This window comes from Rheinheimera maricola (assembly GCF_016918075.2).
Classification (GTDB): Bacteria; Pseudomonadota; Gammaproteobacteria; order Enterobacterales; family Alteromonadaceae; genus Alishewanella; species Alishewanella maricola_A.
In genome coordinates this window covers 1,217,612-1,237,305 of sequence record NZ_JAERPS020000001.1, presented here as the reverse complement: position 1 = coordinate 1,237,305, position 19,694 = coordinate 1,217,612, and the positions used below count along the sequence as shown (strand labels likewise).

The 19,694-nt window shown below is 47.6% G+C and carries 19 protein-coding genes and 1 riboswitch; of the genes, 10 read left to right on the top strand and 9 right to left on the bottom strand.

The window, feature by feature from the left end:
• Positions 1-16: 16 nt before the first annotated feature.
• The 3 genes from I4W93_RS05630 to I4W93_RS05620 all read right to left on the bottom strand — a co-directional run bounded on the left by I4W93_RS05630 (position 17) and on the right by I4W93_RS05620 (position 1,963).
• Complete coding sequence (locus tag I4W93_RS05630) at positions 17-259, bottom strand: hypothetical protein (RefSeq protein ID WP_205310368.1); 243 nt, start codon at positions 257-259, stop codon at positions 17-19.
• A gap of 119 nt (positions 260-378) precedes the next feature.
• Entirely contained in the window at positions 379-1,431 is a 1,053-nt protein-coding gene (locus I4W93_RS05625; protein WP_205310369.1) for a hypothetical protein, read from the bottom strand.
• 103 nt (positions 1,432-1,534) lie between these two features.
• Complete coding sequence (locus I4W93_RS05620; RefSeq protein ID WP_205310370.1) at positions 1,535-1,963, bottom strand: Lrp/AsnC family transcriptional regulator; 429 nt, start codon at positions 1,961-1,963, stop codon at positions 1,535-1,537.
• Between the two features lie 164 nt (positions 1,964-2,127).
• Between I4W93_RS05620 and I4W93_RS05615 the strand changes: the two genes are divergently transcribed.
• The 5 genes from I4W93_RS05615 (at position 2,128) to I4W93_RS05595 (ending at position 7,657) form a co-directional block, all read left to right on the top strand.
• A complete protein-coding gene (locus I4W93_RS05615; protein WP_205310371.1) occupies positions 2,128-3,333 on the top strand; it encodes an aspartate aminotransferase family protein in 1,206 nt (401 codons plus the stop codon).
• A 3-nt stretch (positions 3,334-3,336) separates the two neighbouring features.
• Positions 3,337-4,365, top strand: coding sequence for an arginine N-succinyltransferase (astA, locus tag I4W93_RS05610; RefSeq protein WP_205310372.1), 1,029 nt, complete (start codon positions 3,337-3,339; stop codon positions 4,363-4,365).
• A 46-nt stretch (positions 4,366-4,411) separates the two neighbouring features.
• Positions 4,412-5,215 carry a DUF1338 domain-containing protein gene (locus I4W93_RS05605; RefSeq protein ID WP_205310373.1) on the top strand — a complete coding sequence of 268 codons (804 nt, stop codon included), beginning with the start codon at positions 4,412-4,414 and terminating at the stop codon, positions 5,213-5,215.
• Positions 5,216-5,279: 64 nt separating this feature from the next.
• Complete coding sequence (locus I4W93_RS05600; RefSeq protein ID WP_205310374.1) at positions 5,280-6,131, top strand: substrate-binding periplasmic protein; 852 nt, start codon at positions 5,280-5,282, stop codon at positions 6,129-6,131.
• Positions 6,132-6,274: 143 nt separating this feature from the next.
• Positions 6,275-7,657 carry an FG-GAP repeat domain-containing protein gene (locus I4W93_RS05595; RefSeq protein WP_205310375.1) on the top strand — a complete coding sequence of 461 codons (1,383 nt, stop codon included), beginning with the start codon at positions 6,275-6,277 and terminating at the stop codon, positions 7,655-7,657.
• A 143-nt stretch (positions 7,658-7,800) separates the two neighbouring features.
• Here the strand turns inward: I4W93_RS05595 and I4W93_RS05590 are convergent, their stop codons facing one another.
• Positions 7,801-10,974 carry an amidohydrolase family protein gene (locus I4W93_RS05590; protein ID WP_205310376.1) on the bottom strand — a complete coding sequence of 1,058 codons (3,174 nt, stop codon included), beginning with the start codon at positions 10,972-10,974 and terminating at the stop codon, positions 7,801-7,803.
• Positions 10,975-11,123: 149 nt separating this feature from the next.
• On the opposite strand from I4W93_RS05590, the gene I4W93_RS05585 reads away from it, so the two are divergent.
• From I4W93_RS05585 to I4W93_RS05575, 4 genes are read left to right on the top strand one after another with little or no spacing between them, the layout of a single operon-like run.
• Positions 11,124-11,369 (top strand): DUF1289 domain-containing protein, encoded by a 246-nt coding sequence (locus tag I4W93_RS05585; RefSeq protein WP_205310377.1) that lies wholly within the window; start codon positions 11,124-11,126, stop codon positions 11,367-11,369.
• 9 nt (positions 11,370-11,378) lie between these two features.
• A complete protein-coding gene (locus I4W93_RS05580; protein ID WP_205310378.1) occupies positions 11,379-11,534 on the top strand; it encodes a hypothetical protein in 156 nt (51 codons plus the stop codon).
• Positions 11,535-11,547: 13 nt separating this feature from the next.
• Positions 11,548-11,670 (top strand): hypothetical protein, encoded by a 123-nt coding sequence (locus I4W93_RS20325; RefSeq protein WP_255604587.1) that lies wholly within the window; start codon positions 11,548-11,550, stop codon positions 11,668-11,670.
• A 59-nt stretch (positions 11,671-11,729) separates the two neighbouring features.
• The gene (locus I4W93_RS05575; RefSeq protein ID WP_205310379.1) at positions 11,730-13,280 is read left to right on the top strand and encodes a cation:proton antiporter domain-containing protein; all 1,551 of its coding nucleotides are present in this window, start codon (positions 11,730-11,732) and stop codon (positions 13,278-13,280) included.
• Between the two features lie 96 nt (positions 13,281-13,376).
• On the opposite strand, the gene I4W93_RS05570 is transcribed toward I4W93_RS05575, so the two are convergent.
• A complete protein-coding gene (locus tag I4W93_RS05570) occupies positions 13,377-13,748 on the bottom strand; it encodes a DUF3718 domain-containing protein (protein WP_205310380.1) in 372 nt (123 codons plus the stop codon).
• A 120-nt stretch (positions 13,749-13,868) separates the two neighbouring features.
• Positions 13,869-13,961: riboswitch (cyclic di-GMP riboswitch) on the bottom strand.
• Positions 13,962-14,067: 106 nt separating this feature from the next.
• Positions 14,068-15,567, bottom strand: a complete 1,500-nt coding sequence (gene glpK, locus I4W93_RS05565) for a glycerol kinase GlpK (RefSeq protein WP_205310381.1) — start codon at positions 15,565-15,567, stop codon at positions 14,068-14,070.
• Between the two features lie 87 nt (positions 15,568-15,654).
• On the opposite strand from glpK, the gene I4W93_RS05560 reads away from it, so the two are divergent.
• Positions 15,655-15,975 (top strand): DUF1840 domain-containing protein, encoded by a 321-nt coding sequence (locus I4W93_RS05560; RefSeq protein ID WP_205310382.1) that lies wholly within the window; start codon positions 15,655-15,657, stop codon positions 15,973-15,975.
• Positions 15,976-15,979: 4 nt separating this feature from the next.
• Here the strand turns inward: I4W93_RS05560 and I4W93_RS05555 are convergent, their stop codons facing one another.
• The 3 genes from I4W93_RS05555 to I4W93_RS05545 form a co-directional block, all read right to left on the bottom strand.
• Positions 15,980-16,864: a hypothetical protein gene (locus tag I4W93_RS05555; protein ID WP_205310383.1), complete on the bottom strand. Its 885-nt coding sequence runs from the start codon at positions 16,862-16,864 to the stop codon at positions 15,980-15,982.
• A 186-nt stretch (positions 16,865-17,050) separates the two neighbouring features.
• Positions 17,051-18,379 carry a sensor histidine kinase gene (locus I4W93_RS05550; RefSeq protein WP_224673290.1) on the bottom strand — a complete coding sequence of 443 codons (1,329 nt, stop codon included), beginning with the start codon at positions 18,377-18,379 and terminating at the stop codon, positions 17,051-17,053.
• A complete protein-coding gene (locus I4W93_RS05545) occupies positions 18,369-19,694 on the bottom strand; it encodes a sigma-54-dependent transcriptional regulator (RefSeq protein WP_205310385.1) in 1,326 nt (441 codons plus the stop codon). The genes I4W93_RS05550 and I4W93_RS05545 overlap by 11 nt, the downstream gene beginning before the upstream one ends.

Sequence of the window (19,694 nt, the reverse complement as noted above, 5' to 3'; positions counted from 1 at the left end):
CTTATAAATTACATTTTTAGGACCAAAAAATTTCATCAATAATAATCAGGGCAATAAACATATAGCCAGATAGAAAAAACCAGGCTGCTAACCACCAATCTTTACGGGTGGCAAATTTTTTCACATTTACGGGATTCAGCACTGGATCACTTGCATTATTACACCAGCATATCGGTAGAAAAATAGCCCAGGCATACCAAACAACTCGCCAGCCCGGACCGTCAAGCTGACTTACATCATTTAATTCAGCATCACGCATTTTTTTTTCTATTGGGCGCATACTAAAACTGGCAAATATTAGCCATGAAATGACCAAAGATACCAGCAGTAGCAGGGCAGTGCGGCCAATCCAGAGCTCATAAACTGACTCACCCACAATTAATTACCATTTCTATAACGGTCATACTCGTTACCTGCCCACTGTTTGGTTTTCTCATCAGCAGTGGTTGCTGCGTAGTAACCTGCAGTGAGGCCAACTCCAATTAATACAAAAAGGCCTACAGGTGTCACGCTAAGCGCTATCCCTAAGCCTATAACTGCTTTCGCAGTAAATATACCTGCCGCGGTCGATGCAACAAAACCAGCGCCTTCGGTTACTGCAACGCGGTTAGCATCTTGGCCTCTGGCTCTGGCTGAACGCACCTTGTTGACCCTCAAACCTGCGTCAACAACAATTAATGCAGAACCACCAAGTCTGGCATGTTTTGCATAGTTACTTAACGTGCTGACTTGCTTACTACTGGTAATGGTGAGGGATTGCGCTGTACGTAAACTGCCTCTTGAAGAGCCGCGCATATCTTTACCATCTTTGGCAATATTGATGCCTTTGTTTACATCGCTTAAAACGCTTTGCACCTTACTACTTTTGTGAATAGCGGCATATCGTTCAAGTTGGTGTTTAAACATACTGTTTAACTCAGCATGCGCAAGCTTTACTCTTGTCACTTTTTGCTTGATAACAGGATTGTAAGCGCCTTTCGCTCGTGCACCAGACTGCTGCTGTTGTGATTTACTCGTGTTGTGTAAGTCGACTAACGCTGCTTGATACTTCGCCAGAGCTTTGTGTAGGCCAGTTGCTTGTTCTGACATTGCACCTATGACTGCGGAGGATGCGGGCAGTCCAAAGTCCTGATAATTATGTAAAAATGGGACAATCTCATTTTCAACAAGCTCCGCAATAGGAACTGTCATATCACCATAGTGTTGAGCAGTTTCTGCGATGACAGTGAGATTCTTTTCTGGAATAGTACACATTTGTTGATGAAAACGAGAGTCGTTTACTCCGGCAGACAGCAGGTAAGGCTTGTATGCCGGCATGATATCAGTAACGATATTGCGGTTAACATTATTAGCGTGCTGCAGTTGCGCAGCGTTATCTGTAAATAATGAGCTTGCTCTGGTTGCTCGGGTAGGAAGTAGAATCTCAGCCATAACCATATCCTTATCGGTAAATTGCACGAATTTTAAAACGTGGTTATGGCTACAGCAAGTTTTATTTACAACTTGTTATCTATAGGTTTCTTTATTTATCACTTTAACGTTTAAACTTGGTTTCTAAGATCACCGAGGAGTTGGTGCGCTCTACGCCGTCTAAATTGCCGATATCATCCAGAATATGGCTTAGCTGTTCAGTGCTTTGTGCCTGTACTATGGCGATAAGGTCGTACTCGCCGCTGATGGCGTAAAGTGCAGATACCTGGGCGATTTGTTTAAGTTCAATGTTGGTTTTGGCGGTGAGTTTTTGTCGCACTTTAATACTGACATGGGCCGAAACCAGTGACGCCAGGTAGTCTTCACCGTAATCGACGGAATAGCCTTTAATCACGCCGCTTTGCTCTAAGCGGGCAATACGGGTTTGTACCGTGGAGCGGGATAAATCCAGCATGCGGGCTAAATCAGAAATACTGGCGCGGGCGTTGTGTTTTAGCACCGCCAATAGCTTTTCATCTTCCTTGCTTATCATTTTGCTAATCCTTTGCGTTAAATTGCAGTGTTGGCCATTAAAATTGTCGATAATGATACTGCAATATGACGGCTGCACGCAATATAATAGCGCTACATTTACCCGTGCCAGCCACCGACTATGTAAATAAAGGCAGGCCGCTTTAACGCAACAGTGAGGTTTTTATGCAGGTAACAAGAAGTTTATTTGATGACGTGATGGTACCCAACTATGCGCCATCAAAAATTATTCCGCTAAAAGGCGAAGGCTCTCGTGTTTGGGATCAAAACGGTGCGGAGTTTATCGATTTTGCCGGCGGTATCGCCGTTAACTGCTTAGGGCATTGCCATCCAGCGTTAGTTACTGCGTTAAAAGATCAGGCTGATAAGCTGTGGCATTTATCTAACGTGATGACCAACGAACCGGCGTTGCTGTTGGCTAAAGCCCTGGTTGACAGCACCTTTGCTGAGAAAGTCTATTTTGCTAACTCTGGCGCCGAAGCCAACGAAGCGGCATTAAAACTGGCACGTCGCGTGGCTAAAGATAACTACGGTGAGCAAAAAAACCAGATTATTGCTTTTAAGCAAGGCTTTCATGGCCGTACTTTCTTTACCGTCACCGTGGGTGGCCAGCCTGCGTATTCAGACGGTTTTGGCCCTAAGCCAGAAGCGATCGTACACGGTGAGTTTAACAATCTGGACAGCGTAAAAGCGCTGATTAACGCCAATACCTGTGCGGTAATGGTTGAACCGGTGCAAGGCGAAGGCGGTGTAATGCCGGCCACAGCTGAATTTATTCAAGGCGTGCGTGAGCTGTGCGATGCGCACAATGCCCTGCTGATTTTTGATGAAGTGCAAACCGGTGTGGGTCGTACGGGTGAGCTTTATGCCTATATGGGCTACGGCGTTACGCCGGATATCTTAACTACCGCAAAAGCACTGGGCGGCGGCTTCCCGATTGGTGCTATGTTAACCACGACTGTAATTGCTAAGCATTTAGTTGTTGGCACACACGGCTCTACCTATGGCGGCAACCCCTTGGCCTGCGCTGTGGCCTTAGCAGCAGTTAACACCGTAAATACCCCTGGGGTACTTGCTGGCGTTAAAGCAAAAGAGCAGCTGTTTAAAGATGGCTTGGCAAAAATTAACGAAAAGTACCATGTATTTAGTGAAGTGCGCGGTGCAGGTTTGTTAATAGGTGCGGTATTAAACAGCGATTACGCCGGAAAAGCGCGTGATTTTATGTTAGCGGCGGCAGATCAGGGCTTAATGGCACTGGTTGCCGGTACTAGCGTAGTGCGCTTTGCACCGTCACTGGTTATCCCTGATGCCGATATCATTGAAGGCTTAGCGCGCTTTGAGAATGCTGTTGCACAAGTAGTGAAGGCGTAAATCATGTTAGTGATCCGGCCGATAACGGCAGCAGATTTCACAGCGTTAAAGCAGATCGCTATCGAGTCAGGTGCTGGTTTTACCTCGCTGCCGGTAAACGATGTGCGTTTAAAGCAAAAAATTGACCATGCTGAGCACAGCTTTGCCGCCAAGATTGATGGCCCGGGTGATCAGGGTTATTTGTTTGTGTTGGAAGATACCCAGACGGGTGAAATTGTCGGCACTACCGGTATTGAAGCTGCGGTGGGCTTAAGCACGCCGCTGTATCACTTTCAGCAGAATACAGTGATTCACCATAGCGCTGAGTTAAATGTATTTAACCAGCTGCGCACCCTGACGTTGTGTAACGATTACACCGGTGCGTCAGAAATTTGTACGCTGTTTTTGCGTGAAAGCTATCGGCGCAACCACGCCGGCCGGTTTTTATCCAAGGTACGGTTTTTGTTTATGGCAGAGCATCCACAGCGATTTAGCGATAGAGTCATTGCTGAGATGCGTGGTGCGGCTGATGAAAGCGGCCAACCGCCATTTTGGCACTGGTTACAAAAGCTGTTTTTAACCATTGATTTCCCAACCGCAGATCACTTGATTGGGGTAGGTAAAAAAGCCTTTATTGCTGAGCTGATGCCGCGCCATCCGATTTATGTGGGTTTGTTGCCAGAGTCGGCGCAGCAGGTAATAGGCCAGGTGCATCAAAATACCAAACCGGCACTGAAGATGCTGGAAAGTGAAGGCTTTGCTCATCGTGGTTATATCGACTTGTTTGATGCCGGCCCGACAGTAGAGGCGAGGCTAAGCCAGATAAAGTCGGTGGCGGCAAGTAAGAAAGTACAGGTGAAAATTGCCGATGTGCAAGGTGAGCAAACGCTGGCCGTGGCGAATACCGAACTGCAAGGCTTTCGCGCCAGCTTTAGTAAAAACGCAAAGTTTGATGCAGATCAGCAGCTGTTGCTGCTAAGCGCAGAATTTGCCGATACACTGCGCCTGCACAATGGCGACATGGCAAGATTTATAGTGTTGGATAAGGCCTGAGGGCCAATCAAGTAATAACCGGAAAAAATGTTAAGGCGGATTAAAAATGCATACTGATGTAAAAGTGTTGTTTGCCAATCTGTGGCAAGACTATGTAGCGGTGACCCCATCTGCCAAACAAGTACACCAGTTACTCGGCAGCTCGCAGCAAGATGACGTGATAAACGACCATATCGCGCTGCGTACCTTTAACCTGGAAAAGGTAGGGTTGGAGAAGTTAGCGGCGCATTTTAAAGCGCTGGGCTATGAAGAATGTGGTGAATACCATTTTGAAGCAAAAAAGCTGTATGCCAAACATTACGAGCACCCCGATCGCAGTTTGCCGAAAGTATTTATCTCCGAACTGCTACTAGATAAGTGTTCAGCCTATTTGCGAGACACTATCACAGCGTTAGTCGAGCAAATACCCGCAGAGGCAGTAACGGCAGATAACTTCCTCTACAGTGGCACGCATTGGCAGGTAAGCCAGGCAACCTACGAGAAGCTGTTAGCAGAAAGCGAATATGCTGCCTGGGTGTCTGCCTGGGGCTATCGTGCAAACCACTTCACAGTAAGCGTGAATGACTTACATAGCTTTGATAGCTTAGAGCAAGTTAACAACGCACTGAAAGAGGCTGGTTTTTTACTAAATATGTCGGGTGGCGAAATAAAAGGTACGCCACAGGTGTATTTAGAGCAGTCTTCCACGCTGGCCGATCTGCATCAGGTGCAGTTTAGTGATGTTGTGGCAACCATTCCCAGCTGCTTTTACGAGTTTGCCCGCCGTTATGCGGTAGCTGACGGTTTGCTGTATACCGGTTTTGTTGCAGCTTCCGCTGATAAAATTTTTGAGAGTACTAACGCGCGATAATTTTCAGTTTAATGTGTGTTCAACTTCAAAGGCCAGCAAATTGCTGGCTTTTTTATAAGGGAAAATGCAGCTTGCTGCAGGTTTAGCACAAGGCTATATTGACCCTAATGCTTACTCAGAGTTAGAGATAATGTGGTTATCCCGTCAGCAATGGCTATTAGCCTTACTGCTGCTGTTTAGCTGTGTTTCGGTTAGTGCACAGCAAACACCGTGTCAATTCAGTGTGCGTGTAGAATCGGAGCAGCAAAGTGACGCTGCAGGCGCACATAGCCAGACTTGGTTATCAAGGCAATCTTATGCCTTACTTGACCATCTGCTACAAAAAGTTAATTGTACGGCGCAGCCGGTGTCAATACCGGCAGGGCGGGCGATTAAAATGTTGGAAGACGGAGAGCTCGACGTTATGGTGGCCATGTCAGAGACGGCCGAGCGCAGCCAATATAGTTATTTTATTGGTCCGCATCATACTGAACGCATGGTGGTTGTCGGCTATCGGCGCCTTGCTCATACCGTGAATAGTCTTGCACAGTTATTACGTATGAATGGTGCAATATCAGTAACAGAGGGCGCGTATTACGGGCCTGAATGGCATCATATGTTGGCTGATGATCCGCAGCTAACAAGTAGATTATTTTATGCATCAGGCAACCAACAGAAACTAGCCATGCTGGCTTCTGGTCGAGTGATAGCTTCGTTGGAAGATGAAATGATAGTCGACGAATTACTGAGCCGACCTGAACTCGCTAAGCGGTATGTTAAATTTTTTGTACTGCACGAAAACCCGGTGTACTTCGCATTTAGCCGCCGCAGTATTGCACCCGCTATGCAAATTCAACTGCAACAATATTGGCAGCAAATGGTCGATAGTGGTGAGGTGGCGCAGATCCGCGCGCAAATATTAAACCGTCAGCCCTAAGTTTTTATTAATCACCAGCAACTTTATCGCAGTACTGTTATCAGAGCTAACTTACTGGCGATAACAAGGACAACGTCGACGTGAATAGATACCTGGCAACTTTGTTACTGTTTGGTTTTTCTGCGCTTGCGCAGGCGGGCACTATGACTACTCAGATAATACAGCTGCCTCATCCTCCCAATGGCAGCTTGCTTCATTTAGCTGAGCGTAAGCAGTTGGCAGTATCGGGATATAGCCAGTTTTTCCGCGGGTTAAGTCTGGTCGATTTGACCACGTACACGAGCCGACCGCTGAGCATACCCGAAGATGCACAGTTTTTTAATCAGGCTAAACTGGTGGGGGAAAAGGCGCCGACCTTGGTTTTTTTGGGGCTGGGTGGCGTTAGCCGGCTAAACAGTGACGGCAGTGGAGCGAAAGTGCTTTTTACAGCGCAATCTATATATCGAGTGTTGGATCAGAATCGTTTACGAGAGGCTGAGTTTGTTGTTGATTTAGGCTCTGGTTTAACCGATTTCCTTATCGCCGATTTTCAATACACGCATTTATACCGTCAGCAAAGCGATGGCAGTTTTAAGCATTATGCACTGGCTATTCCTGCACAGGTACAAAGCTGGCGCAACAGCCCCGATTACACGCCAAGGCAACATTATATTGTTGATATTAATCAGGACAATCGCCCAGACATTGCTTTTGTCTGGCAGGGGAAAGTGCAACTGTTCTTACAACAAGCCGATGGTGGTTTTGCCACTGAACCGGTTATGGCTGATTGGCCAGTAACCTTGTCAACCGAGCAGGAAGCCGATCAGCGTAACGACGCCGGGCGCAGTTACAATGGCCAGAATATTGATACGCTGCGCGACATTAGCGATATAGATGGCGACGGTGTGGCGGATTTAGTGATTAACCGCGAGCAGTTAGCCGATGCGTTGGAGCGTAATAACAGTTTTCGCGTTCACTTTGGCCGCGTAACACCACAGGGACTAGCCTTTAACGTTGAACCTGACACCTTTATAACCACCGATACTTCGCCAATAGATGTGGTAATAGATGACTTTAACAATGATGGCCGCAAAGACTTTTATATTCCCAGTACCCACTTTGGCGTTGGCACTATTATTCGGGTGCTGTTGCGTGGTAGTGCTAATTTGGACATCGATTTCTATCTGTTAAATACACAGCGGCAATACGCCGAAAAAGCCGATTTTCGCCAGCACGCCACTATTGACGTTAGCATAGGAAACCTGCGCTACGATATGCCGCTGTTTTTACTGGCCGATACGCAAGGCAACGGTGAGAAGTCATTGTTGCTGGGCGAGGGTACGACTGAACTGCGACTCTATCAGCATGAAACTAAACGTTTATTCAGTCGCAAGAGCGAGCGCTTTAAGCTCAACCTACCACGTGATGCACGCAAAGTGCGGGTATTTGATTTAACCGGCAACGGTAAAGACGATGTAGTTTTGCCATTTGATAGCCAGGAAGAAGAACAATATCGCAATCAGTTGCATTTACTACTCATGCCTTAAGTTGTTTGACTGCGTAGCAGGAGTTGTACAAATGAACTCTCAGCTAAAGTCTACATTGTTAAGTTGTGCTGATAGTAATTATTTGAGTAATAAGCATAAAAATAGGGGCAAATTACTTTGCCCCTATTGGAAGACCCACTGAATTAACGCGGTTCAAACTCAAACGGCAGGCGCTTCACGTCGCGCAGACCGATTTCGTTTAACGTATTGGCATCGAACAAGCGGCCGTTTACCATGGTATGGGTAACCCGGTCACTAACACGTATATCCTCTAATGGATTGCCGTCTATCACAATTAAATCGGCAAGTTTGCCAGGCTCAAGCGAGCCTAACTGATGATCCATTGCAAAAGTTTTTGCCGGGTTAATGGTGGCGGTTTTTAATGCCTCCAGCGGGCTCATGCCGCCTTGAGCAAACATCCAGATTTCCCAGTGAGCGCCCAAACCTTCACGTTGGCCGTGAGCACCAATATTTGCCACTACACCAACATCACTCAGTTCTTTGGCGGTTTTCACCACATTAAAGTGGTTGTAGTGATTATCCGGTGCGGTGGGGCGACGCATACTGCGAGGTGCCAGCTGGTCCATTGGCACATAGGTGCGCAGTTTAGGATGTTTCCACACTTCCGTTTTGTCATACCAATAGTTTTCGCCCCAAATACCGCCGTAAGCCACGTTTAACGTTGGCGTGTAGGCCGTTTTGCTGGCTTGCCACAGCTGCTTGATATCGTCGTACACCTTTGCCGCGGGTAATGCATGTTCAATGGTAGTGTGACCATCGACAATCATGGTCAGGTTATGTTGCATTAACGAGCCACCTTCCGGTACCACCATCATGTTCAACTCGCGCGCTGCCTGTATCACCTGTTGGCGTTGATTCCTTCGGGGCTGATTATAGCTTTTCACACTAAAAGCGCCGGCTTTTTGCAAACGTTCTAAGTGAAATTTTGCATCGTCGAGGCTATCAATATGCGAGGTATAACCCGCACCTTCGGCGCCGTATAAAATAGTACCGGTTGAGAAAATACGTGGCCCTGCGATTCGTCCAGCTTGCTGCATTTCACTGGCGGCAAACACTTCACGGGTGTCGTTTGACGGGTCATGGATTGCTGTTACACCAAAAGCCAGCGAGGCATAATTCAGCCAGTTTTGCTGCGGTATTATCTGATTGCTACCCTGACTACCATGGGCATGGGCGTCAAACAATCCTGGCATAATAGTTTTGCCAGTGACATCAAATATTGTTGCACTGGTTGGCACCGCAATTTCTCCGCGTTTACCTACCGCTTTAATTTTGTTGTTTTCTACCAGTACTACGCCATCTTGAATAACTTCATCGCCGTTCATGGTAATGACCTGGCCGCCAACGAAGGCCACGTTGCCGCGCGGGCTGTCGGTGGGCACACTAAAACCCAGATTAACGCCGTTTTTGGCGGTAAAATCGGTTTTATCAGCCAACTCGAATAAGCCTTCAATGCTGGCATGATATAGTTCCGGGCCTAAGCTCCAGTAAAGATGACGGCTGTTGCCGCTCCAGCTTATGTGCTCGCCGGCACGCACCGACAGTTGTTTTACCGGAAACTGCTTATCGTTGCCGCTGATATCAATGACACTGCCGCGCTCGGTAAACGGCGTTACAAACACTTTAAAGCGATCGGCAAACGCCAGGTATTTGCCATCGGGTGACAGTTTAAATTCGGTACCAAATTTGGCGGTATACAGCGTTTGCTGACTGTGTTTGGTTAAATCAATTCGGATTAGGCTGGGAGATTTACCGTAGTCCATGGCATACACCACATCATTACGTTCAGCGAACATCGGCGAGTGACCATTGCGGCTAATAAGGTCCGCTTTACCGCCTTTACTACTGATTTGGTAAAGACCTGTGTTTAATGACCATTGCCGTGGTAGCAAATCTCCTGCACCGGCTTTACGGTATACCACTGTTTTACCATCAGGACTGAATGCTGGCTCAACGTATTTGCCTGGCTCGCTGGTCAGCTTGCTGATGCGACCGTTACGCAAATTCAGCACATTTACCGCGCCCTGGCTGTTGTCGTTCCAGCTAACGTATACCAGCTCTTTACCGTCGCGGGAAAACTGTGGGTAGTATTCAAAGTCGGTACTTTGCTTAGTTAAGCGGCGCGGTTTTGGGTTGTCGACATCGGTAATATATAAGTGTCCGAGTGCGGTAAATACTGCCTGTTTACCATCGGGTGATACCTGCACAAAACGCAGCATTTTAGTATTAAACTGCTCTTTGTCGATATCCTGTTTTACCCGTACTGCTGTTTGAATTTGCTTGTTGGTGTCGACGTTAAACGGCACCGTACTGACTTTTTTATCGGCGACAGTTAATTTTTTAATATCGCCGCCGGCCCAAAACAGTAGCGCTTTGTTATCCGGCGTCCAGGCCAGCGTGGGGTAAACACCATGGATAGCCCAGGTTTCTTGCATATCGCGGTCTAAGCCATCATACAGTTTGATATGTTCTCCGCTGGCTAAATCGTATAAAAACAGCGTGCTTTGAAAATCTACCCGGCGAATATAAGCCAGGTATTTACCGTCGGGCGACGGCGTTGGCCGAATAGCACCACCGGCGCCGTCCAGCACTACGTCCCACTTACCGCTGTCGCGCTCAAAGCGTTTTATTTGGTAAATGCCGCTTTCTGAGTCTTTGCTGTAATGAAAGGTTTTACCCGGGGTGTCATCTTGCGAAAAGTAAATGTATTTGCCATCGGGCGAAAATGCCGGCTCGCCTAAATCTTTCTGATCATTTGGCCGCTCAGTCAGCATAATGCCGCTGCCGCCGGTTTTATGGTATTGCCATATCTCGCCGGCACCTAAGGAGCGGCTGGCGGTAAAGTGTTTGCGGGCGACAATAAATTCACCATCCGGGCTCCAGGCCGGGCTGTTTAACAACCGAAAGGTTTCATTGGTAACCGCACGGGGTTCGCTGCCGTCGCTGTTCATTAGCCATATATTATCGCCACCGCCTTCATCACTGGTATAAGCAATGTGTTTGCCATCGGGGCTAAAGGTAGGCTGCATTTGCCAGCCAATGTCTGTTGTCAGTTGTTTGGCAGTACCGCCATTTATTGGCATGGTGTAAATATCGCCCAACAAGTCAAAGGCAATGGTTTTGCCATCCGGGCTTACCGTCACGTTCATCCAACTACCTTGGGTCACCTTAATGTTAACTGTTGCAAACTGGCCTTGTGGTGCGTTGACATCCCAGGCGGGTTCTTGTTCGGTTTCTGCCTGTAAAAAAAAGCTGCTGACAGTCAGTGCCAGCAAGGTAGGGATAGGGGTTTTCATGTACGGGTTCCTGTCAGTTGTTTTTGCTATTTTTATTGTCGTTGGTATGCTGCACCAGCAGAGTGACATAAACACGCGCCGGAGTTAAGTTATTCGCAATAACCTTGCGCCAGAACACAGGCAAAAACCGATAAAACAGGAGTAAATGTATGGTTGAATCACCGTGTGTGGCGTGTTGTCGCTTAAATGCCGATAAAGTGTGCGTTGGCTGTTTTCGTCATATTACCGAAATTGTCGATTGGAATAAGCGCACGGATAGCGAAAATTACGCTATATTACAAAAGCTTGCTAAGCGAAAACAGGACGCAGACTTACAGCAGTTGCGTGACACTGAAACCTCTCCAATAACTCAGGCTGAATGGTTGGCAGCAAAGTTACAGGCCCGCAAAGACTAAGGAGCAACCATGCTGGATTGGCAGTTGATTTTTGACATCAGTCCTTTCGCCTGGACCGAGCTAGGTACGGCGTTGCTATGTGGTTTTATTATTGGTTTGGAACTGGTCGCGATTAAATTGGCGCTGCTAGTCATTGCAGTGTTAGTGGGAATCGATTTGTTGTAAGGCTTTCAGTGCAATGCGTCGTGGTGTACACCGTACCTATAACGAATGGATACACCGTAACAATGGTAATGTGTTTACCCGGCGAAAAGACGACTCGGTAGCCACAGTGAAACACGACATTAATGATCCACATTAATACAGTGGCAATAAATTTTAAGTAGTTTTAAGAATATAAGATAAAAATGGGATCTACAGATGCTTGAAGCGGTTTGGATTGGTTTTGCTTTTTCATTGGGGTTGCTGGTGCGGGCCATTGGTTTGCCGCCGCTAGTAGGGTATTTGTTGGCTGGTTTTGTTATCTCGGCCACCGCCTCAGAAATGAGCTTGCCGCCAGAGGGGCCGTCGATTATTCATCACATCGCTCATTTAGGTGTCTTGCTGCTGTTATTTACTGTCGGTTTAAAACTTAATGTGCGCAGCTTGGGTAAACCCGAGGTGTTGGGTGGCAGCATGTTGCATTTTGCGCTGTCAATTATTTTAACGCTGCCGGCAGTGCTGTTTATTTTTGAAGTTAGCTGGTATCAGGCGTTAATGCTGGCGGTGGCGTTAGCGTTTTCCAGTACCGTTTTGGCGGCGAAAGTGCTGGAAGGTAAACGCGAAATACGTGCTTTTCACGGCCGGGTGGCAATAGGGATCTTGATCATGCAGGATTTACTAGCCTTACTGGTAATGAGCCTGGCCAATGGCACGACACCTTCGCCGTGGGCGCTACTGGTGTTTGCTTTGCCACTGTTGCGGCCACTGCTTTACAAATTACTTGATGCCAGCGGTCATGAAGACTTACTGATCTTGTTTGGTTTATTGCTGGCGCTGGTGATTGGCGGTCAGGGTTTTGAGCTGGTAGGTTTAAGCTCTGAATTGGGCGCTTTGGTGTTCGGTGCCATGTTGGCGAAGCACGCCCGTGCTGGCGAGTTGTCTAAATCTTTGTGGAGCATTAAAGAGTTTTTTCTGGTCGGCTTCTTTTTGCAAATAGGCATCGATGGCTTACCAGATGCTAATGCCTGGCTATTTGCCGGGGTGATGTCGTTGCTGCTTCCTGTTAAAGCACTGCTATTCTTCTTGCTATTAATTCTATTTAAATTACGTGCACGCAGTGCATTTTTAACCAGCATTAGCCTGACCAATTACAGTGAATTTGGTCTGATCGTTGCCAGCGTAGTATTACCGGAATGGTTAATACCGCTGGCGTTAACAGTAGCGATATCTTTTGTAATCTCTGCACCACTTAACCGCATGGCACACCCGCTATATGAGAAGCTTTGTCAGCACCTACTTAAATTTGAACGTAATATTCATCACCCGGACGAACAACCGGTATCGTTGGGCGATGCGGATGTACTCATTATGGGCATGGGACGCACCGGAACCTCGGCATATAATTATTTGCAAACCAGCCGCAATATTATTGCTATGGATTCTGACCCGGCAAAAGTTGCCGCGCACCAGAAAAAAGGCATCAATATTTTTTACGCGGACGCCGAAGATCAAGTGTTTTGGCAGGGCTTGGATTTTGGCAAAGTTGAAGCCGTTATTCTTAGCATGAATGACGTTGAGGCGAAAATGATTGCCGCCAGCAAATTACGTAATGCGGGTTTTAATGGTTTTATTGTGTCGCACAGTATGCACGATGATGAAGCACGCGACATTATCGCTGCCGGTGCAGATCAAACCTATTTAACGATGTCTGAGGCTGGAGTAGGTATTGCAGAACACGTAAAACAGCATTGTTTTGCACTCAAAGTTTGAACAGCGAGTAGCTTACCAATGGCGTACAGTTAAATTTGCTGTGGCGTAAAAACAACAAGGCGCCGTTTAGGCGCCTTGTTTGTATCAATAAGCTAATTAGCTGGCACTGCGTTCTTTAATCGCATTGATAATTGGCGATGCAGCAAAACCATTGCTGGCAGCCCATTCAGCATCACCTGATGCGGCAACCTGGCTGCCTGGCAGTTGGCTGATAATGAAACCCGCTGTGTCTTCAGCATTGTGTTTAATTGCGTGGCGAACCAGTGGTAAACCATCGCACACAATACCGTCATATACATTACGCAGACGTAAGCGATTGTCAGACAGGGCTTTGCGCAGATTGGTTTTGCTATCGGCAGCAACATAAGAGCAAATAGATATAGCTAATTGATCATCAGCGGCAACTGGAGCACTGATAAATGAAGTTGCGGCGATAACAGTGGCTAAAGAGAATAATTTTACGTTCATATTCAAGCTCCAAAATGTGAGTTAATTTACAATCATTTATGCAACCTGGGTTGCAGCTTACGAAAGGACATAAGGCATGTCGTTTAACTCTGACAGAGCAGAATAAACATCGCACTTTGCGACGGCAGCCCAGCTATCGTAGATGCCTTACGGCAACCCTTAGACCTGAAGCTTTGCGTGTTCTCCTTTTCAGGAGACTTGCCTTTCGAGCGAGCGCATTCTAATTGCTGTGTAAATATTACGCAAGATTATTTTTTTAATTTTAAAAAAGATTTTTATCTCAGTAGGTTATAACTTTGTTACCGAACTAGTAAACATCTCAGTCAGACAAGCTCAAATTCAAAGCAATTAATGCAGTGGTGGCCCGCTGCCAGCGTTGATGCAGCGCCAGTGCCGTATTTGCCGCCAGACCTGGGCTAAATTGCGCATCGCTTTGCCACAGCGCTGTGATATCCGCCATTTGATTAAACCAGCCTAGTTGCAATGCGGCCAAAAAAGCCGCGCCAAACGCTGTGGCATCACTGGTATGACAGCGGATAACGGGAGTTTGGCTAAGATCAGCCAGTGCTTGTAAAAACCAGTAGTTTGCTGTCATGCCGCCATCTACCCGCAGGCTATCTATACTGATGCCATCTTGCTGCATAGCGCAAAGTAAATCACGGCTTTGATAGGCCACGCTGCACAGTGCTGCTGCAGCTAGCTGAGCAGGCCCAGTGTTGCGTGTCATACCAAATAACGCTGCTTGTACTCCGGGCTGCCAGTAAGGAGCTCCAAGGCCAGTAAAGGCAGGAATGAGTAACTCGGATTGATGATAGTTACTTTGACGTGCTAACGCCTCAGTATCGCGGGCGTGCTGAATAATACCCAATTTATCGCGTAGCCATTGCACTGTAGCACCGGCCATAAAAATGCTACCTTCGAGTGCATAAGTGGTTTTGCCGGCAAGGCGCCAGCCGACAGTACTGAGTAATTTATGCTGACTGTTTAGCACCTGTGTGCCGGTATTTACCACGACAAAACAGCCGGTGCCGTAGGTGCTTTTACCCATGCCCTTTTCAATACAGGCTTGTCCGAGCAATGCTGATTGCTGATCGCCTATCATACTGAGAACCGGTATGGTGTTGCCCAGTATTTCGCTCTGTGTTTGCCCAAAATGGCTGGCATTGTCTCGAACCTGGGGCAATAACGGCGCGGGAATGTTAAACAGCTGTAGCAGTTCGTCATCCCAGCATTGCTGATGAATATTAAACAGCATTGTTCGGCTGGCATTGCTGGCATCGGTGGCGTGCACTTTACCGCCAGTTAAACACCACAACAGGTAGCAATCGACAGTACCAAAACAGAGTTCTCCGCGTTGTGCTTGCTCTCGTGCATGCGGCACATTGTCCAGCAACCAAGCCAGTTTAGTGGCTGAAAAATAGGGGTCGGCCAGTAGCCCGGTTTTTTGCTGTAACATCGGCTCAAGCCCGGCGTTTTTGAGCAGCTGGCATTGTGCACTGGTGCGCCGATCCTGCCAAACAATGGCTGGATAAAGCGTTTTACCACTGCCTTTATGCCATATTAATGTGGTTTCGCGCTGATTACTTATGCCAATGCCAGCAATGTCATTAGCGCTAAGGCCTGCTTGCTGTATGGCTGTGAGCATGCAATGTTGAACGCTGTGCCAAAGCAGTTCTGGGTTTTGTTCTACCCAACCCGGCTTTGGATAACTTAGGGTTAGCTCTTGTTGGGCACAAGCAATGTGCTGCAGTGCCTGATTGAAAATAATGGCGCGGCTGGAGGTGGTGCCTTGATCGATGGCAAGCAAATATTTTGACATGATGCCAGCTTTTAACGTTATGCTTAAGTTATTGTTCAGCCTAGCAGTAAACTGTTACTCTGCCTATTCCCAGCGACCGGAGTCTGTATGATTGTTACCTTTAAATCCAAAGCCAGTGGCGATTTGATTTACTTTAAAGATGCCGCGCTAAAATTACTACAGCTAATGGGACGCGATGATAAAGTTCCCTCAGCGTTGTATGCCGACGATATCAGCCAGGCGTTGGCGCAATTACAGCAAGGTTTGTCGGCTATAGCTGAAACTGAGCGAGTCAAAGCAGCTCAGACTGAAAACGATAACGAAGAACTGCAAGGTACAACCCAAATCAGCCTTGCGGTGCGGGCGGTGCCACTGTTAGAGATGTTACAAAAAGCGCAAAAGAAACACTGTCCGGTGCTGTGGGAATAGGGAGCTATGGTTTATCTGGCGTGTTTAATGCGGCAAGCAAAGGCATAAGTTCAGGTTTGATAGTCAGTTGTTGGTATTTTTTCATGTGTCTATCGGGTAGTAACTGCGGTTTTACTTGTTTTAAGTGCATCACTGATTGTGAATATTGCGCAGATTGCCAGCTTATTTCGGCCAGGCGTAATTGATGAATCGCATGCGTTACATCATCTTCACCGGCAATTAAGTAGGGTAGTGAATTTAAATAGTTCTGATAAGCTGATGTATAATTTCCGAGTAGTTGTTGGGTGCGAGCCAGATTGCCGTAGGCAACCATTAACTTGCTCTTATGACCAATGACTAAGCCTGCCTCTAATGCTTGAATTCTTAATTGTTCTGCTGCGGCTAAATCGCCCCACCGGTGCATAATGAGTGCCTGGTTGGCGTAAAGCTCAAACCAGAATAATGGATCACGATGTTTGCTGAAATTTTGTTCGGCCTGTGTCAACAGCTCGAACGCCTCCTGCACATTACCGAGGGAATAGTGCATGTTAGCCAATTCAACTAACCTAAGTGGTGTACCAAAATTAGCAAATGCACCGTCAAGTTGCTCGACAGCCAAATTGACATAATGTTTGGCTTCATCATGCCGTTTAAAAGAAATCAGGGATTTTGCATGATAAAAATACAGCTGCAGCTTGAATCCGTCGGGCAGAACGCGTTGTTGCAACAGTTGGCTAGTTTGCTTATAAAGCGTGTCAAACACTCTGGTGTCAAAATAATAGTCTAGTTCGTAAGATTTAACTTTGTACCAGGACGGTGAGTACTGCGGCATTAACGCTAAAGATTGTTGAATATACTCAAAGCAGCTACCAGTAGCCAATTGCTGGCAAAACTCTTCATGATCGCTCATATTTTCTGCCGCAGTAAGCGGTAAAACCAGCCCACCTAAAAATAAGCATAAAACAATAGCGCGCATAATTTTCCCAAATAGACAGCTTTAAGGCAGGCAATTCAATGCTTGGTTTAGTGCCTACAACGATAATATTGCGTTACATTACCTGTCGCTAATGCAACAGGCAAGTTAAATGTACAAGGTTTACTGCAATGGTCGAGTAGCGGCGTCGCAGGAGGGCAACAGCAGGCTTACCTCCAGCCCTGCAACCAGGTTACGCAAGCTGATACTGCCGCCGTGTGCTTCGATAATATCGCGGCATAGCGAAAGCCCAATGCCGGAACCTTCACTTTTACTGGTATAAAATGGTACCAGCGCATATTGCAGTTGGTCTTCGCTCATGCCGGGGCCGGCATCTTGCAGCGTAATACGCAGCTGCTGTGAGTTTTCTTCAAACTGTAGTGTAATAAGTTCAGCGTCAGAGCCCGACTCATGGGCGTTTTTTAGCAAATTTAGCAATAATTGCTGCAGCTGCGCTGTGTCGGCTTGCCATAACAGTTTTGGCAAGGCACCGACAAGGTCAAACTCGTATAAATCCTGCAGCTGATTTATCAGCCGAGGCCAGTTAACCGGGCTAAGGCTTGGCTTGGGCAATTTGGCAAATTGAATATAGGCTTGTACAAACTGGTTTAATGCAGCACTGCGTTCACTTACGTTGCTAAATAACTGTGCCAGCTCAGTTTGTTTTAGTTGTAAGGCGCGTTGCTCACCGGAGTATGCTACCGACGATAGCGGTGCTAACGTGTTATTTAGTTCATGGCCAATCACGCGCAGTAATTTTTTCCAGGCACTAAGCTCTTCCCGCTGTATTTCGCGCGTCATTGGTTTTAACAGATATAAATTATGCTGCTTTTGGTTTAGCTGAAATTGGTTTTGCGCTAAATGCCAGATGCTGTGATCCGGCAAATGCAATAAGCCCTGTTGCCGGCTGGTTATGGCCTGTGCCAAAGTGGGCAGGGTAGTGGTGCTGCTAGCCAGCTTGCTGCCGTTTAAGGCCTTGCCGGCGTTAAGTAATCGCCGTGCGGCCGGGTTTGCCATCAAAATCGTATCGTGCTCGTCGGTTAGCAGCAAGGCTGTCGGACTGCTTTGCAGCACCGTATCAAGTAACAACTCGCGCTGATACAGCGTGGCCCGTTCGCTGCGCAATTGTGCCGACATGGTATTTAAACTTTGTGCTAACGGTGCCAGCGCATGGATTTTTAGCTGATTGGCGCCGGTATTAAAGCTGCCGTCCTGTAGGTTTTGCGCATGCAGGTTAAGGGCGGTAATTTCCTGTAATAATGGCCGCAGACACAGATGTAGTAACAGCGCCAGTAAGATAGCGGCGCTACAGATAGCTGCGGTTACAAGGCTGTTGCTGCCAAAAAGGCTAAACTGCGCCACCAGCGCAACCAGTGTTAACGCCAGACACAGCAGGTTAAGCCTGCTTTGACTGCTGAGCCTGGCCAGAGATAGCCAGCGGTCAGGGCGCATCAATACCGTAATACTCCATGCGCCGGTACAGGGCTTGCCGGCTAATGCCCAGCTGTTTTGCAGCCCGTGATACTACGCCACCGGCCTGCAACAAGGCCTGGCGCAATTGCTCGCAATCAAAATCATCCAAAGTGCGCTTAGTATTGCTTCCCGCTTCGGTTAAGCCAAGCTCAGTGCTTTGTATTACGTCATCGTTGCTTAGCAGCAGCGCCCGCTGACACACATTTTGCAGCTCGCGCACATTGCCTGGCCAGCTATGGCGCGCCAGCAGCTGTTCGGCACTTGGGCTTAAGGCTTTTTTACCGGCTAAAAAATAGCGCGCCAATGGCAAAATATCATCTGGCCGCTGTGCCAGTGCCGGTAATGCCAGCTGCACCACATTAATGCGATAGAATAAATCCTGACGAAATTCGCCGCGGCTGATTGCGGCGGTTAAATCGCTGTTGGTAGCACTTATCAGCCGCACATCCACTTTACGTGTGTGGCTGGAGCCTAAACGCTCAAACTCACCGGTTTGTAATACGCGCAGCAGTTTGGCCTGGCCGGTCAGTGATAAATTGCCAATTTCATCTAAAAATATACTGCCACCGTCAGCGGCTTCAAAACGGCCAATACGGGTTTTGTTGGCACCGCTGTAGGCTCCTGCTTCGGCGCCAAACAGTTCCGCTTCCATTAAATCAGCGGGTAGGGCGCCCATATTCACTTTAATAAACGGCTTAGCACTGCGTGGTGAGTTGGCATGTAGCACATTGGCAATACCTTCTTTGCCTGCACCGTTGGGGCCGGTGATCAGCACTGCGGCCGAGGAGGGGGCCAGCTGCAGAGCCATCTGCAGCAGTTGCTGCATTTGGCTGCTGGCGAATACCAAACCACATAATTCTTTACCGGCAAAGGCAGCATTGCGCGCTTGCTCAGTGCGTTGCTGCTGTTCGGTTAGCTGTTTAAGTTTGAGCGCATTGGCGACAGTAAGCAGCAGGCGTTGGTCGTCCCACGGCTTAGCGATATAGTCAGTGGCGCCAGCTTTTACCAGTTCGACTACCATTTCCAGTTGGGTCCAGGCGGTCATCAGTACGATAGGCGTATCCGGATACTGTTGCCGCAATTGGTAGAACAAGTCTTTGCCCTGATCGCCCTGCATTTGGCCGGCGCTAAAGTTCATATCCTGTAAAATCAGGTCAATGTCATGCTGGTTAAGGCTTTGCCAGGCTTGCTCTGGCGATGTAGCACAAAGCACCTGATAACCGTGCAGCGCAAACAGCGTTTGCAGGGCCTGGCAGATTGGCTGATTGTCATCAATAACCAATAATTTCAGCAT